The organism is Pseudonocardia sp. GCM10023141 (assembly GCF_042653605.1).
Map to the genome: position 1 here is coordinate 1 of NZ_JBHSIR010000049.1, position 16,552 is coordinate 16,552.

At 71.8% G+C, this 16,552-nt stretch carries 11 protein-coding genes; 7 read left to right on the top strand and 4 right to left on the bottom strand.

Annotated elements, in window-relative coordinates:
- Nucleotides 1-544 precede the first annotated feature (544 nt).
- Entirely contained in the window at nt 545-1,939 is a 1,395-nt protein-coding gene (locus ACFPFQ_RS27620) for an HNH endonuclease signature motif containing protein (RefSeq protein WP_379623903.1), read from the top strand.
- 19 nt (nt 1,940-1,958) lie between these two features.
- On the opposite strand, the gene ACFPFQ_RS27625 is transcribed toward ACFPFQ_RS27620, so the two are convergent.
- Nucleotides 1,959-2,765, bottom strand: a complete 807-nt coding sequence (locus ACFPFQ_RS27625) for a transglutaminase-like domain-containing protein (protein WP_379623905.1) — start codon at nt 2,763-2,765, stop codon at nt 1,959-1,961.
- 203 nt (nt 2,766-2,968) lie between these two features.
- Between ACFPFQ_RS27625 and ACFPFQ_RS27630 the strand changes: the two genes are divergently transcribed.
- The 6 genes from ACFPFQ_RS27630 to ACFPFQ_RS27655 are packed head-to-tail and all read left to right on the top strand — an operon-like array spanning nt 2,969 to nt 13,250.
- Nucleotides 2,969-4,393: a circularly permuted type 2 ATP-grasp protein gene (locus ACFPFQ_RS27630; RefSeq protein ID WP_379624171.1), complete on the top strand. Its 1,425-nt coding sequence runs from the start codon at nt 2,969-2,971 to the stop codon at nt 4,391-4,393.
- Entirely contained in the window at nt 4,393-5,418 is a 1,026-nt protein-coding gene (locus ACFPFQ_RS27635) for an alpha-E domain-containing protein (protein WP_379623907.1), read from the top strand. The genes ACFPFQ_RS27630 and ACFPFQ_RS27635 overlap by 1 nt, the downstream gene beginning before the upstream one ends.
- Nucleotides 5,419-5,458: 40 nt before the next feature.
- Nucleotides 5,459-8,785: a DUF2126 domain-containing protein gene (locus ACFPFQ_RS27640; RefSeq protein ID WP_379623909.1), complete on the top strand. Its 3,327-nt coding sequence runs from the start codon at nt 5,459-5,461 to the stop codon at nt 8,783-8,785.
- Between the two features lies 1 nt (nt 8,786).
- Nucleotides 8,787-11,363 carry a circularly permuted type 2 ATP-grasp protein gene (locus ACFPFQ_RS27645; RefSeq protein WP_379623910.1) on the top strand — a complete coding sequence of 859 codons (2,577 nt, stop codon included), beginning with the start codon at nt 8,787-8,789 and terminating at the stop codon, nt 11,361-11,363.
- Nucleotides 11,364-11,366: 3 nt separating this feature from the next.
- A complete protein-coding gene (locus ACFPFQ_RS27650; protein WP_379623912.1) occupies nt 11,367-12,257 on the top strand; it encodes a transglutaminase family protein in 891 nt (296 codons plus the stop codon).
- A gap of 9 nt (nt 12,258-12,266) precedes the next feature.
- Nucleotides 12,267-13,250, top strand: a complete 984-nt coding sequence (locus ACFPFQ_RS27655; protein WP_379623914.1) for a zinc-binding metallopeptidase family protein — start codon at nt 12,267-12,269, stop codon at nt 13,248-13,250.
- Here ACFPFQ_RS27655 and ACFPFQ_RS27660 read toward each other — a convergent pair.
- The 3 genes from ACFPFQ_RS27660 to ACFPFQ_RS27670 all read right to left on the bottom strand — a co-directional run bounded on the left by ACFPFQ_RS27660 (nt 13,237) and on the right by ACFPFQ_RS27670 (nt 16,470).
- Complete coding sequence (locus ACFPFQ_RS27660; protein ID WP_379623916.1) at nt 13,237-14,082, bottom strand: nitroreductase/quinone reductase family protein; 846 nt, start codon at nt 14,080-14,082, stop codon at nt 13,237-13,239. The genes ACFPFQ_RS27655 and ACFPFQ_RS27660 overlap by 14 nt on opposite strands.
- Before the next feature lie 380 nt (nt 14,083-14,462).
- A complete protein-coding gene (locus ACFPFQ_RS27665; protein ID WP_379623918.1) occupies nt 14,463-15,434 on the bottom strand; it encodes an AraC family transcriptional regulator in 972 nt (323 codons plus the stop codon).
- 373 nt (nt 15,435-15,807) lie between these two features.
- Nucleotides 15,808-16,470, bottom strand: coding sequence for a globin domain-containing protein (locus tag ACFPFQ_RS27670; protein WP_379623920.1), 663 nt, complete (start codon nt 16,468-16,470; stop codon nt 15,808-15,810).
- Nucleotides 16,471-16,552: the final 82 nt, after the last annotated feature.

A 16,552-nucleotide genomic window follows, 5' to 3' on the forward strand; every position in this document is an offset into this window, starting at 1 on the left:
CTCCCCGCTGCTACGCTCCCGTCAGCCGCGTAATCACACCCCGTGTCCACGTTCCGGGGGTAAGGCCCCCTGTCGGGCTCGGGTCCGTGCGCGAGTTGGGATGGATGGACCCGCGAGTTGGGATGGATGGACCCGCGAGTTGGGATGGATGGGCCGGCGAGTTGGGACGAACGGCCCGCGAGTTGGGACGGATCGACCCGCGAGTTGGGACGGATGGGCCCGTGAGTTGGGACGAACGGGTCGTGTCGGGTCGCGTTGGGTGGGGTGCCCCGGCTTTGTCGCCGGTCAGGTGCAGTTGGGTGGCGTGCCCCGGCTTGCCGCCGGTCAGGTGCGGGTGGGTGGCGTGCCCTGGCTTTCGTGCCGCCTCGCCGGCGGGGCAGATCTCCGAGAGGGGGTCGTGCCCTCCCGTCGACCTCCCAGAGGGCTATCACGCGACCGCCCCACGGGCAGGCTTTGGGAACAGTCCGACTGTGGGTCGTGGCTGCCCGCGGGGCGGTCGCGTGATCGGGCTTCGCCAGGTCGACGGGAGGGCACTTTGCACCCGGTGTGCGCGCTGCGCGCGCACGGCCGATACGACGCGCACAACGGCTCTGAGCTGCAGAAATACTTCTCGAAACACTGGATGTCGAACATATGTTCGAGTATGATTTGGGGTATGTCCAGCACGGTCGCCGATGCGCATCGCCTCCTTCGCGAGGCGACCGTTGCGCTGCGATCCGTGGTCGAGAACGGCAGTGATGACGAGCGACTCGCCGCCTTGCGGGTCGGTGAAGGGGTCGGGCGGCAGCTCACCGTGTTGACGGTCGACACCGTGGCCGAGCTGCAGCGGCGGGATGCGTTCGTCGAGCGCGGCTACAAGTCGGTCAACCGGGCCCTGGTGGATCAGCTCGGGTTCGAGTGGGCTGAGGCCCGACGCCATACCGTCGCCGTGGAGCAGGTCTGCCCGCGCGTTTCCCTTGATGGCGCCACGCTGCCGGCGTTGTTGCCCGCCACCGCGGAAGCGTTCCACGCCGGACGCGCCACCTTGCGCCATGTCGAGGTGATCGCGAAGGTCCTCGCCAGCTCGGCCGCATCGCGGATCAGCGCCGCGGACCTCGCGGTCGTCGAGGCCGAGTTAGCCGCGACCGCGGCGGAGACGACGCCGGATCGGTTGTTCCGCCACGGAACCGAGCTGATCAATCTGCTGGATCAGGATGGCCCTGAGCCCGACGATCGCGATCCGGAACCCGTTGATGATCTGCAGATCCGGCCGCACAAGGACGGGTCTGGTGGCACCATCTCCGGGCGCTTTGACAGTGCGTTGAAGTTCGCCACCATCGCCGCGTTGCTCGACGCGAAGTCCAAGCCCCTCGGCAAGGAAGACCTCCGCACGATCGGGCAGCGTCAGGCCGATGCGCTCGCTGATGTTTGCGGGTTCGTGCTCGACCATGGCGACGTCCCGCAGCGGGGCGGGCACCGACCGCACGTCAACGTCACCATTTCCTTGCAGGACCTGGAGAACCGGGCCCACGCCGCGGTGCTCGAGTTCGGCGGCGCACTCACCGCCAAGGAGCTCCGGCTGCTGGCCTGCGACTCCGGGATCATCCCCACCGTCCTCGGTGGATCCAGCCAACTACTCGACATCGGCCGCTCCACCCGCACCATCCCCGACGCCATCCGCAAAGCGTTGATCATCCGCGATCAAGGGTGCGCGTGGCCGGGCTGCGACCGACCACCGTCCTGGTGCGACGGCCACCACATCCGCTACTGGGAACACGGCGGTGACACCAGCCTCGACAACTGCGTCCTGCTCTGCAAAGCCCACCACCGCCTGCAACACGACAGCGACTGGATCATCCGCATCCGTGACGGGCTACCCGAGTTCATCCCACCGGTCTGGATCGACCCGCAGCAGGTCCCGCGCCGAAACCCGGCCACCCATCTGCGGCGCGCGGCATGAACAAGGAGCGCGCTCTAGCTCACTCCGCCTCCTCCGCCCGCACCACCATCTCCTCCAGGAGGGGGCCGCCGAAGGTGGTGGCCATCGCGACGTCCGAGGCGTCGCGGCCGCGGCCGATCAGCACCCGGCCCATGCGCGGGGTGTTGTTGCGCGGGTCGAAGGTCCACCAGCGGTCGCCGAGCCACACCTCCATCCAGGCGGCGAAGTCCATGATGAACGGGTCGCGCTCCCCCTCCAGGTCGGGGAGGTAGCCGAAGACGTAGCGCGCCGGGATGTTCAGGGCGCGGCAGAACGAGATCGCGAGGTGGGTGAAGTCGCGGCAGACGCCCAGGCGCGTCTGGTTCACGTCCGCCGCGGTCGTCCAGGCGGTGGTGCTGCCGTACTGGAACTCCAGGTGGTCGTGCACGTGCTGGCAGATGGCCTGCACGCGGCGGTAGCCGGGGGGCATGCCGCCGAAGCGCGACCACGCCTCGTCGCCCAGCACGTCGGGCAGGCAGTAGCGGCTGGGCAGGATGTAGAGCAGCGTGGCGTCCGGTAGCGCGTCGGGCAGGATCTCCGGGGCGTCGAGGTCGACGTCCTCGGTGCCGTCGGGCACCACCGCGACGGCGTCGTAGCTGAAGCTGGATCGGCCCGCCGGAAGGATGGCGCGGGTACACGGATTGCCGTACAGGTCCGCGTACGTCCGCACGGACAGTGACGGATTCGACGTCCACCTCTCGTTCTCGATCGTGACATCGGTGGCGTCACTAGGTTGCACCTGGAAGATCACCGGCGTGTCCACCTCTGCCAGGTAGGTGAAGTCACATCCCACCCGAATTCGTCGCATCCGCGCACTCTGCCCGACGCGCGCTCCGCTGTCGTCCTGTTGACGCGCGCGAAACAAGTCCGATACATCCCGCGCCGATCCTGGTCCGGGAGGTGATGCGGCGAATGCCGAGCCGTGATCGTCCGGTCCGAACGACCCCTCGACCCGAAGCACCGTCCGAGCTGCTGTGGGCGCGCTACCGCAGTCCCGGGTTCTGGGACGAGATGCTGGTGGACGGGCGGGCCCGCCACGCGAGCGACGGCGTCGTCAGCTACCTCGCCTCGCTCGGCGTCGGGCTCCTGGAGCGCCAGCAGGCCGCCGAGCTGGCCGTCAAGGCCATGGGGATCACGTTCACCGTGTACTCCGACGCCGACAACAACGACCGCGCCTGGCCCTTCGACATCATCCCGCGGGTGCTCTCCACGCAGGAGTGGAGCGGGATCTCCGACGGGCTCGTGCAGCGGCTCACGGCGCTGAACATGTTCATCGACGACCTCTACGGCGACGCCCACTGCATCGCCGACAAGATCCTGCCCGCCGAGGTGCTCGCCGGCTCCCCGAACTTCCGGCCCGAATGCGTCGGCGCCCGGCCCCGCGGCGGGATCTGGGCGCACATCTGTGGCAGCGACCTCGTGCGCGACGGCGACGGCACGGTGTACGTGCTCGAGGACAACCTGCGGGTGCCCTCCGGGGTGTCCTACATGCTCGAGAACCGGATGGTCACCAAGCGGGTCTTCGCCGACCTGTTCCGCGACCTGGAGATCCACCCCGTCGACAGCTACCCCCACCGCCTGCACGAGATGCTGGCCGGGCTGTCCCCGCGCGGCACGGCCGACCGCCCCACCATCGCCGTGCTCACCCCCGGCATCCACAACTCCGCCTACTTCGAGCACGTGTTCCTCGCCGGGCAGATGGGCGCACACCTCGTCGAGGGCGGCGACCTCGTCGTCGACGCCGACGACTGCGTCCACATGCTCACCATCGACGGGCCGGTCCGCGTCGACGTGATCTACCGGCGCATCGACGACCTGTGGCTCGACCCCGAGTGCTTCCGGCCCGACTCCACGCTCGGCGTGCCCGGCCTCATGCGGGCGTGGCGCGCCGGCAACGTCGCCATCGCCAACGCGCCCGGCGCCGGGGTCGCCGACGACAAGGCCGTCTACGCCTACGTGCCGGCGCTGATCCGCTACTACCTCGGCGAGGAACCGAGGATCGCCAACGTACCCACGTTCCTCTGTGACGACGCGACGCACCGCAGCCACGTGCTCGCCAACCTCGACGAGCTGGTCGTCAAGCCCGCCAACGAGTCCGGCGGCTACGGCGTGTTCGTCGGGTCGGCGGCCACCGCCGCCGAGAAGGACGACCAGCGCCGCCGCATCGAGGCCGACCCGCGCAACTACGTGGCCCAGCCGATCCTCGCCCTGTCCACCGCGCCCACCCTGTGCGGCGGCCGGGTCGCGCCGCGCCACGTCGACCTGCGCCCGTTCATCCTCTCCGGCGAGCGCCCCTACGTGACGCAGGGCGGCCTCACCCGGGTCGCGCTGACCGAGGGATCGCTGGTGGTCAACAGCTCCCAGGGCGGCGGCAGCAAGGACACCTGGATCCTCGACCCGACCGTGCTCACGCACTCGAACCGAAGGGAACCCTGATGCTCCTCTCGCGGTTCGCGGAATCGCTGTACTGGGCCGGGCGCTACCTGGAGCGCGCCGAGGCGACGGCCCGCATGGTCAAGGTCCACACCGAGCTGTTCCTGGACCTGCCCAGCTCGGCGGGGGTGGGCTGGTGGCCGCTGCTGGCCGTCACCGGGGCCAGCGACGAGTTCCTCGGCCGCAACACCGGCACCGACGAGGAGGCCGTGATCGCGTTCCTCTCCGACGACCCGAAGAACCGCGGGTCGATCCTCGCGAGCATCGCCCAGGCCCGCGCCAACCTGCGGGTGAGCCGCGTCGTGCTGCCGCGCGCAGCGTGGGAGGTGGTCAACGACCTGCACGGGTGGGCCGTGTCCAGCTCCCGCGCGGCGATCGACCGCCGCAGCCGGTTCGACTGGATGGACGCCGTCATCGCCGACTGCCAACTGCTCACCGGCACGCTCGCCGGCACCATGAACGACGACGAGGCCTACGCGTTCCTGCAGATCGGCCGGCACATGGAACGCGCCGACATGACCATCCGGGTGCTCGACGTGCAGGCCGGCATCCTCATGGCGTCCGGCCTGTCCACGGCGGCCGACCAGGACGTGCCCTACGCCGACGTCACGTGGATGAGCGTGCTGCGCTCGCTGTCGGCCCACGAGATGTACCGGCGCATCGCAGGCGGTGGCATGTCGGGCCCGGAGGCACTGCGGTTCCTGCTGCAGGACCCGCGCTTCCCGCGGTCGGTGGAGTTCTGCCTCACCACGGTCTCGCGCGCGCTCGTGCGCCTGCCCCGCGCCAGCGCGGCCCTCGCATCGGGCACGCAGGTGCGGGCCCACCTGGGCAACCTCGTCATCCCGGACACGATGCTGCCCGGCGACCTGCACGACCTCGCCGACGACCTGGAGCTCGGCATCGGCGCGCTGCACGACGCGCTGGCCCGCAGCTACTTCCGCACCGCCGCGGCCGACGCCCTGGCCGAACCGGCCGAGGACACCGATCGCACGAGCCTGCCGGCGCAGGCCACCGCCGACGCCTCCTGACCCCGAGCACGACCCGAACACGACCCTGAAGGGGTGGGGCTTGGCTGTTCACGTCGCCCTCGAACACCGCACGACCTACGACTTCGACCGCCTCGTCCGGCTCTCCCCGCACGTCGTGCGCCTGCGCCCGGCACCGCACTGCCGCACCCCGATCCTGTCCTACTCGCTGCGGATCGAGCCGGCTGAGCACTTCATCAACTGGCAGCAGGACCCGTTCGGCAACCACCTGGCCCGGCTGGTGTTCCCGGAGCCCACCCGGCGGCTGTCGATCACCGTCGACCTCGTCGCGGACATGACCGTGATCAACCCGTTCGACTTCTTCGTCGACGAGGCCGCCGAGCACTACCCGTTCACCTACGAGCCCGACGTCGTGCGCGACCTCGCGCCCTACCTCGCGGCGCGGGAGCCCGGCCCGCTGCTCACCGCGTGGCTCGCGGACCTGTCGGCCACGCATGCCGGCAAGATCCCGATCAACGACTTCCTGGTGGGCATCAACCAGCGGCTGCAGTCCGACATCGGCTACCTGACGCGGATGGAGGTGGGCGTCCAGAACCCCGAGGAGACGCTGGAGCGCCGGCTGGGCTCGTGTCGCGACAGCGCCTGGCTGCTGGTCACGATCCTGCGACGGCTCGGGCTGGCGGCCCGGTTCGCGTCCGGCTACCTCGTGCAGCTCGTGGCCGACCAGAAGCCGGTCACCGGGCCGTCGGGGCCCACCGCCGACTTCACCGACCTGCACGCCTGGGCCGAGGTCTACCTCCCGGGCGCCGGCTGGATCGGACTCGACCCCACCTCGGGCCTGTTCGCGGGCGAGGGCCACATCCCGCTCGCCTGCACCCCGGAGCCGTCGTCCGCAGCCCCGGTCAGCGGCGCACTGGAGCCGGCCGAGGTCACGTTCTCGCACGTCAACGCGGTGCGCAGGCTCCGGGAGAGCCCGCGCGTCACCCTGCCCTACAGCGACGAGCAGTGGTCGGCCATCGACGCGCTGGGCACGGCCGTCGACGCCGAGCTCACCGCGGGCGACGTCCGGTTGACCCAGGGCGGCGAGCCGACGTTCGTCTCCGTCTCCGACATGGAATCGCCGGAGTGGACCGTCGCACCCGACGGGCCCGGCAAGCGCGAGCTGGCCTGGCGGCTGTCCGAACGGCTCGCCGAACGCTTCGCACCCGGCGGGTTCGTGCAGTTCGGGCAGGGCAAGTGGTACCCGGGTGAGCCGCTGCCGCGCTGGGAGATGCGCGTGCTGTGGCGCGCCGACGGGAAACCGCTGTGGCGCGATCCGGCGCTGCTGGTCGACCCGTGGACGAAGGGCAGCGCCACCGCCGAGGACGCCCATCGGCTCACGCTGGCGCTGGCGGCCCGGCTGGGCATCCCGGCCGAGTACTGCCTGCCCGCCTACGAGGACCCGCTCGACCGGCTCGCCGCCGAGGCCCTGCTCCCGGACGGTTCTCCACCGGGCCACGACCTCGATCCGACCGATCCCGCGCTCGCCGAGCCTGACGTCCGGGCGCGGATCATCGCCCAGCTCGACGCCCACCGCGGCGAGCCGAGCGGCTGGACGGTGTTCGTGCACCGCGTCCACACCGACGGCGGCGGCTGGGCCACCACCCGCTGGTCGCTGCGCCGCAAGCACCTCATGCTCCGACCCGGCGACTCCCCGCTGGGCCTGCGCCTGCCGCTGTCGTCGATGACGTGGCGGGCGGCACCACCGGAGCCGGAGCGCTCCACGTTCGACGAGCGCGCCGAGCTGGCGGTGCCCACCGGCGAAGCCACCCGGCCCGCGATCGTCGCGGCACCCGAGGACTCGCCGCCCACCGCACTCGCGGTGGAGGTGCGCGACGGGCGGCTGCACATCTTCCTGCCGCCGATGGAGTACCTCGAGCACGCCGTCGAGCTGCTGGGCGTCGTCGAGGCGGCGCTCGCCGAGACCGGGCTCGCCGCGGTGCTCGAGGGCTACGCGCCGCCGGGCGACCCGCGGCTGCTGCGCCTGGTCGTGGGCGCCGACCCCGGCGTCATCGAGGTCAACGTGCAGCCGGCCGCGAGCTGGCCCGAGCTGGTCACCATCACCACCGAGCTCTACGAGGAGGCCCGCCAGATCGGGCTGGGCACCGAGAAGTTCGACCTCGACGGCACCCACACCGGCACCGGCGGCGGCAACCACGTCACGCTCGGCGGGACGTCGGCACCGGACAGCCCGCTGCTGCGCAGGCCGGACCTGCTGCAGAGCATGGTGACGTTCTGGCAGCACCACCCGGCGCTGTCCTACCTGTTCTCCGGGCGCTTCATCGGTCCGACCAGCCAGTCCCCGCGCGTCGACGAGGGCCGCGACGAGACGCTCTACGAGCTGGAGATCGCCTTCGCCGAGTTGCAGCGCCACGGAGACGCCGCCGCGCCGTGGCTGCCCGACCGGCTGCTGCGCCACCTGCTCGTCGACATCACCGGCAACACCCACCGCGCCGAGTTCTGCATCGACAAGCTGTTCAGCCCCGGCACCGAACGCGGCCGCCTGGGACTGCTGGAGCTGCGCGCCTTCGAGATGCCCCCGCACCCACGGATGGGGCTGGTGCAGGCGCTGCTGGTGCGGGCGCTGGTCGCGCGGTTCTGGAAGGAGCCCTACTCCGGGCCGCTGGTGCGGTGGGGCACCGGGCTGCACGACCGGTTCCTGCTGCCCGCGTTCGTGGCCGCCGACATCGCCGAGGTCACCGCCGACCTGCGCCGCCACGACCTCCCGTTCGACCAGGCCTGGCTGGCGCCGTTCCTGGAGTTCCGGTTCCCGCTCATCGGCACCGCCACGGTCGAGGGCGTCACGATCGAGCTGCGCAGCGCGATCGAGCCGTGGCCCGTGCTCGGCGAGGAGGTGGGCCTCACCTCCCCCGCCCGCTACGTCGACTCGTCGGTGGAACGGCTGCAGGTGCTGGTGCGCGGCATGACCGCCGGGCGGCACGTCGTCACCGTCAACGGGGCGCGGGTGCCGCTGCAGCCGACGGCGACGGGAGGCGAGTTCGTGGCGGGCGTGCGCTATCGGGCCTGGCAGCCGCACTCGGCGCTGCACCCGACGATCGGCGTGCACGCCCCGCTGGTGTTCGACCTGGTCGACCGGTGGAACGGCCGGTCCCTGGGCGGCTGCACCTACCACGTCGTGCACCCGGGCGGCGTCAACTACGAGCGGTTCCCGGTCAACGCCAACGAGGCAGAGGCCCGCCGCGCCAGCCGGTTCCGCGCCGAGGGCCACACCCCCGGCCCCGTCGACGTGACCGGGCCCGCATTCGCGGCCGATCGCGAAGGTGGTGAGTACCCTTGCACCGTGGATCTCCGGCGGGCTGTCGTCCAGGCGGCGTCCGAGGCCCAGCCGGTGCCCGGGCGCGCCGGCTGACGTGACCTCCACCGCCGACCAGATCGGACTCCTCGCTGGCTACCGGCCGTTGCCGGGCGTCCGCGACGAGATGGTCGACGCCCATGGCCGGGTCCGCGAGGAATGGGCGCGGGTCGGGCACGTGCTCGACGGGCTGGGGCAGCGCGAGCTGGGCCGCCGCCGAGCCGAGGCCGCGCGGCTGCTCGCCGACGACGGCGTCAGCTACCAGCTGTCCGGCGGCACCGACATCGTGGCGCGCTGGGAGCTCGACCCGCTCCCCGTGCTGCTCAGCAGCGCCCAGTGGGCCGAGATCGAGCGGGGCGTGATCCAGCGCGCCGACCTGCTCAACATGATCCTCACCGATCTCTACGGACCGCGACAGCTGCTGCGCCGGGGCCTGGTGCCGCCCGAGCTGGTCTTCGGGCACCCCGGGTTCCTGCGGGAGGCCGACCAGATCCGCATCCCCGGCTCGCAGCAGCTGTTCACCTGCGCCGTCGACCTCGCGCGCGACGCCGACGGCACCTACTGGGCACTCTCGGACCGCACCCAGGCCCCCTCCGGCGACGGGTACGCGCTGGAGAACCGCGTGGTCGTCTCGCGGGTGTTCCCCAGCATGCACCGCGACGCCCAGGTGCACCGGCTCGCGCCGTTCTTCCGGACGCTGCGCTCGGCGCTGCAGTCGGCGGCGCCACCGCGGGTGGACGACCCCCGGATCGTCGTGCTGACGCCCGGACCGTGGAGCTCCTCGGCGTTCGAGCACGCCTACCTCGCCTCGTCGCTGGGGTACCCGATGGTCGAGGGCGCCGACCTCACCGTGCGCGACGGCCGGGTGTGGCTGCGCTCGCTCGGGCGCCTCGAACCCGTCGACGTCATCCTGCGCCGCGTCGACAGCGCCTACTGCGATCCGCTGGAGCTGCGCTCGGACTCGCTGCTCGGGGTGCCCGGGCTGGTGGAGGCCGCCCGGTTGGGCTCCGTGTCGGTCGTCAACACCCTCGGCAGCGGCGTGCTGGAGAACCCCGGGCTGCTCGCGCTGCTCCCCCGGCTGTCCGAGCAGCTGCTCGGCCAGCCGCTGCGGCTGCCGTCGGTGCCCACCTGGTGGTGCGGGGAACCCGACGGCAGGGCCCACGTGCTGGCCCACCTCGACCGGCTCGTCATCAAGTCGATCACGCGCGAGCCCGGCGCCGAGACGTTCGTGGGCTGGGAGCTCAGCGCCGGGGAGCGCGACGAGCTGCGCCGCCGGATCGAGGCGCGCCCCTACGGCTGGGTCGGCCAGGAGCGCCTCGACCTCGCCACCGTCCCCACCCTCACCCCAGACGGGTTGGTGCCGCGCCGGTCGGTGATGCGCACGTTCCTGGTGGCTCGCAACGACTCCTACGTCGCGATGCCGGGCGGGCTGGCCCGGGTCACCGCGGAGCGCGACGGCGCCTTCATCGCCGACAGCGGCGGTGCGCTCAGCAAGGACATCTGGGTGGTCGCGTCGGAGCCGGAGGACCTCGCCGGGTTCTGGCTGCAGCCGAGCACCCCCGTCACCGCGCCGGCCGCGTCCGACGAGGCGATGTCGTCGCGTGCTGCCGAGAACCTGTTCTGGATGGGCCGCTACGCCGAGCGCGCCGAGGCCGTGGTGCGGCTGCTGCGCGTCGTCGGCGACCGGCGCAACGACTTCCCGGCCGCGGCAGGCGGTGTGAACCCGGCCGGCGCGGCGACGCTGCGGTCGCTGCTCGCCGCGCTGACCCAGATCACCGGCACCCATCCCGGCTTCGCCGACGGCGGCACCGATGTCGAGGCGATCGATGTCGGCACCGAGTTGCACGCCCTCACCACCGACGCCGAACGTCCCGGCACGCTCGCCTTCGCCGTGCGCAAGCTGCGCGACGCCGCCTACCCCGTGCGCGACCAGCTCTCGGCCGACACCTGGCTCGTGATGGGCGCGCTCGAGCGGGAGCTGCTCGAACCGGCCGAACCCGCGGGACCCGCACCCGGACCGCTGGCGCGCGTGCTCACCAGCCTGCTCGCGCTCGCCGGGCTGGCAGGCGAGGCGATGGTGCGCGACCAGGGCTGGCACTTCCTCGACGCCGGTCGCCGCATCGAGCGCGCGCTGCAGCTGTGTGCGCTGCTGCGGGCCACCGTCACCGAAGCCCACGACACCGCCACCGACAGCCTGCTGTGGGAGTCGGTGCTCACCACCGCCGAGAGCGTGATCACCTACCGCCGCCGCTACCGCTCCCACGCGCAGCTCAGCACGCTGCTGGACCTGCTGCTGCTCGACGCCGACAACCCGCGCTCGCTCGCCCACCAGGTCGACCGGCTCACCGCGGACCTGGCCGCGGTCACCGAGCGCGACGGCGGCGACCGGCTCACCGAACCCGAGCGGTTGCTGCTGGAGTGCTCCACCGCGCTGCGCCTCGCCGATCTACTGGCCCTCACCGAGGGCGACGGGCCGGCGCGCCCCGACCTCGCGGCGTTCCTGGACCGCATGATCGACCTGCTGGAACGCGCGGGCGACGCGATCGACGCCGCGCACTTCACCCGCCTGCTCCCCCAGTACCCGCTGCCGGCCGCACCCGGGCCCGGCGAGACGCCCTACCTGCGGCTGGTCTGAGACATGGCGTACCGGGTCACCCACACCACGGAGTACCGCTACGCGTCCACGGTGTCGTCGAGCTTCGGCGAGATCGTGATGCTGCCGCGTGAGCTGCCGCGCCAGCACTGCGTCAGCAGCGCGCTGACGATCCAGCCGCAGCCCCACGACCTGCGGGAACGGCTCGACTTCTTCGGCAACCGCACCGTCTACTTCGCGGTGCTCGATCCCCACACCCGCCTCGCGGTCACGGCCACGAGCCTGGTGCGGGTCACGCCGGAAGCCTCCGACCGGCCCGCCGGACCGCCGTGGGAGCAGGCCAGGGAGCACCTCAGTGGCGAACCGGGCGACAGCGACGCCGCCGACGCCTTCGACGCCCGCCAGTTCGCGCTCGACTCCCCACAGGCCGCCGCGTCACCGGCACTGGCCGCGTACGCCGCGCCGTCGTTCACCCCGGGACGTCCGGTGCTCGACGCCGCCGCCGAACTGTCGTCGCGCATCCACGGCGACTTCGCCTACCTGCCCGGCGTCACCCGGGTCACCACCACCATCGACGAGGTGCTCGAGCGAAGGGCCGGGGTGTGCCAGGACTTCGCGCACGTCGCCATCGGCTGCCTGCGGTCGGTCGGCCTGGCGGCGCGCTACGTCAGCGGCTACCTCGAGACCACCCCGCCGCCGGGCCGGGAACGGCTCGTCGGCGCTGACGAGTCGCACGCGTGGCTCTCGGTCTTCGTGCCCGGCACCGGGTGGGTCGATCTCGACCCGACCAACAACAAGGTCGTGGACGGCCGCTACGTCACCACCGCGTGGGGGCGCGACTACACCGACGTGCCCCCGCTGAAGGGCGTGATCTTCACCGAGGGCGCCAAGCACGATCTCAAGGTCAGCGTGGATGTCGAAGCCGTGGACGGGTAGTCATCTAGCATGCTCTCCTTCCGCTGTCCCCGCTGTGCCCAGCTCGTCTTCTTCGAGAACACCACCTGCCTGCGCTGCGGGCTCCCGCTGGGCTTCGACCCCGGCAGGTTGGAGCTGGTGAACGCCGAGGGGGCGCTGCACTGCGCGAACCAGCGGGAGGCGGCCTGCAACTGGCTGGTGACCGAGGCGGGCACGCTGTGCCGCTCCTGCGTGCTCACCCGCACCCGCCCCGACGACGCCGACCTCGCCGCGATGGCCGCCTTCGCCACCGCCGAGTCCGCGAAGCGACGGCTCGTGTTCCAGCTGCTCGACCTGGGCCTGCCGCTGCGGTCGTGGGAGGACGAGCCCGGCGGGCTGGCCTACGACCTGCTCTCCAGCCGCGACAGCCCCGTGATCACCGGCCACGTCGACGGCGTGATCACCATCGACCTCGCCGAGTCCGACGATCCGCACCGCGAGCAGATCCGCCAGGACATGGGCGAGCCCTACCGCACGATGCTGGGTCACCTGCGCCACGAGACCGGCCACTACTACTGGCCGGTGCTCGTGGAGCGCAGGGGCAAGCTCGACGCCTTCCGCGCGCTGTTCGGCGACGAGCGCGCGGACTACGGCGACGCGCTGGACCGGCACTACGCTGAGGGCGCGCCCACGGGCTGGGAGAACAGCTACGTCAGCGCCTACGCCACCATGCACCCCTGGGAGGACTGGGCCGAGACGTTCGCCCAGTACCTGCACATCCGCGACACCCTGCAGACGGCCGCGGCGTTCGGGATGCGGGTGGAGGTGGCGGAGGAGGCCCTGTCGGCCGAGCCCGCCGTCGACGTCGACGGCGAGCCGTTCGAGGCGATACTGGCCGACTGGCTGCCGCTGACCTACGCGCTCAACGCCGTCAACCGCAGCATGGGCCGCGACGACCTCTACCCCTTCGTGCTCAGCGCCGCGGTCGTCCACAAGCTGACCTGGGTGCACCGGCTCACGGTCACGCCGGCATGAGGGCGTCGAGCACCGGGATGAGCTGCTCCTCCTCGTAGGTCAGATGCGCCTCCAGCGCGTCGACGAGCCGGTCGACCTCGGCGAGCAGCCGGGTCGGGTCGGCGGCAGGGGCGTCGAGCACGGCCTGCAGCTGCGCGAGCAGCGCGGCGATGCGCTCGTGCTCGCCGGAGAGCCGGTCGATCGTCGGCGCCAGCTCCGGACAGCTGCGCGCGAGCGCCGGGAACATCGCGATGTCCTCACCGCCGTGGTGATTGCTCAGGCCCTGGCACAGGGTCAGGCAGTTGACCCGCAGCTGGGTGCCGAGCCCGGCACCGGACGCGGCGACCTCCGCGCGGATCAGCGCGAGCTCCCGGCGGAAGGCGTCGTGCAGCAGCGCCAACCCGCGTCCCGGGGTGGTACGGGCGGTGGGCTGCGGCGGCCCCGGCACCGCGTAGAGCGCGACGACGGGCAGCGTGCGCCCGGAGCGGACCTCGTACTGGCCCCAGCCGGGATCGGCCTCGACCGCGCGCGCGAACAGCCGGTCCCGCTCGGCCCCGGTGATGACGGCCGCGTCGGCGGCGTAGTGGAACGCGCCGGACTCGACCTGGACCCGGGGGTCGGCCAGCACGTTGTGGAACCAGGCCGGGTGCCGCGGCGCCCCGCCTGCGGAGCCGATCACCAGCGTCCGCTCGGCGCCGTCGGGCAGGTAGCCCAGCGGCACCGTGTGCGGGCGGCCCGTCCGGGCGCCGGTCGAGGTGAGCAGGAGCAGGCGAGCGCCCTCGAGCCACCCTCCGACCCGGCCCTCATTGGCGCGGAACTCGTTGATGACCTGCTGCGTGAAATCGAACGTCATAGGTTGCTTTCTCCTGTGGGTAGGTTTTTCGGGCATGCCGAAGAACCGCCCCGTGGGCGGCACGGCACAAATCGAGGAAAGAGGGTCAGGCGCGCCGAAATGCCGGCTGGTGGCGAATATTCGCCTGGCAGCGGCGATGACGGCGCGCGTGATCGACGGGATACGACACCGTCGGGAGGAAAGGAGAACATCGCGCGTAGCGCGGCAGGAATGCGATGCGGCGGCCCACGGGCCGACCCGGCGATCACGCCGTGGCCGGGTGCCTCAATCGCTCGTGGCGCAAGGCCGACCCGGCAGTCATGACGCCGACACTATCGGCGGATCAGCCACAGGGCAATGCAATGAGCGGCACTGGATCGAGCCGCGCTGGATCGAGCGGCTCAGCCCTGCAGGTCCTTGATCGGCGACCGGCCGTAGCGCTCCCGGTACAGCGCGGCGAAGCGGCCGTGGTGGGCGAAGCCCCACCGCGTGGCGATGTCGGCCACCGTTGCGCCGGTCGTGGGGTCGGCGGTGACCAGGTCGCGGTGCGCGCGGGCGAGGCGCACCTCGCGCACGTACGACATCGGGGTGGTCTCGAGGTGGCGGCGGAAGGCGTCCTGCAGGCTGCGCGGGCCGACCCGGGCCGCGGCGGCGATCTCCGCGAGTCCGATCGGGTCGCCGGCATGGTCGTCGACGAAGGCGGTGGCCCGGCGCACCGCGCTCGCGTCAGCGTTGCCCGGCCGGATCGGGTCGTCGGCCATCGTGGTGTTGGGGAAGGTCTCCAGCACGGTGGCGGCCAGCAGCCGCATCGTCTGGGAGTGGATCAGCGGGCTGCTGTAGGCCATCTCGTTGCCGCAGAAGTCGCGCGTGAGGTACCGGACGAGGTTCTGCCAGTTGGCCGCCCGCGTCGGCGAGACCGCCTTGGACAGCGCGAACCGGACCCCGCCCCGCGCACGCTGTCCCATGACCTCGGCGGCGACGCGGTCGACCACGTCCAGGTCCAGTCGCACCAACCCGGCCTGGAAGTCGTCCCAGTTGATGACCATGGGCGCGAGGGGATCCAGCATGAACAGCTCGCCCTTGGCCGGGCTCAGCTCCTCGCGCCCCGTCGAGAGGCGCAACCGGCCGCTGAACATCTGCCCCATCAGCAGGTAGCCGAACGGCTCGGTGTCGACCCGGCAGTTCATCGAGTGCTCGTAGCGGGCGACGAAGAAGTTGCCGCCGTCGGTGAGGTGGTGGCGGAACCGGAACCGGTCCTGGCTGCCCGACAGCGTGACGGAGTGGTCGACGTACGTGGCCCGGAGATAGCCATGAGCCTCGTCGGGATCAGCAGTGTCGATGCTGATCCGCTGCGGCGACGTCGACGGCTCCATCTCCCACCTCCGGGCGGGTTTTGACACACGGTAGTCCGGCGGTCACCGTACGACGATCCTCGCCTCCTGGATAGTGCCGAGGCGCGCTCAACTCCGGGGGACGGTTGTCCGTTTGGCGACGCTGGGTGTCCAGAAAGCGCGGACCCGACCCGTCACGTTGCGCCGAACGTGGGCCATGTCCTGTACTACTCAAGTACTCCCAACTGGAGCTGGCTCCACCTGAACCGAGAGAAGCCCGCCATGTGCACAGGCAATGGACGGCCGCAGCACCCCCAGCCACCGGCGCGTCCCGGAAAGGGCCGCTGAGCGCACCCGAACCCCAGCGCCGAACCCGCGCCGCTGACCCCGCACTCGCCGATCCGGCCGGGCCGGGTCAGCGGCGCGCCGCGTCCCGGGTTGCTGTGTCCCGGGGTGCTGTGTCCCGGGGTGCTGGGGCGAGTGCCTGCTCCGCGTGCTGCCGGGGCAGGGGCAGCGCGACCGGGAGGCTGTCGACCGCCTCTGCGACGGGCTCCGCCGCCTCTTGGGCGCCGGCGAGCATGTGCGCGGCCACCCACTGGTAGACCGCGATCCAGGACGAGCTCAGCGAACCCGAGTACGTGGATCCGGCGACGTCGCGCACGGCGCGGGTCAGCGCGTGGCCGATGTAGAGGTAGTGCTCGGGAAGCACCCCGTAGTTGACGTGCGCGGCCCCCAGCCGGCGCAGCGTCGCCTCCATCTCGGCAGTGTCGAACTGCTCCAGGTAGGCGATCGCACCCAGCAGGGTGTCGGTCATCTTCTGCATCTGCTCCGACATGTCTGCGGGGAACATCGCCCGCGTGTTGGGAGCCATCTCGAACAGGTGCTCGTAGAACACCTCGGCGAGCGTGACCGGCCTGCTGGCCACGGCGCGACACGATGCCCGCACGGCCGCGATCGTCGCCGGTGACGGGCGCCGGATGCCGCTGGCCGGCAACGTCTCGGCCGCCGGCTCCACGAACGCGGGCGCCACCGTCGCCGCCTGCTGGTGGTACGGGTCCGAGCCGGGTTGCCTGACCACTTCGCTGCCTCTCCTCGACCACATCGAACACAGCCCGGTGCACCCTGGATCGGCGACACCGGCTTCCCCGCGTATCGAACGC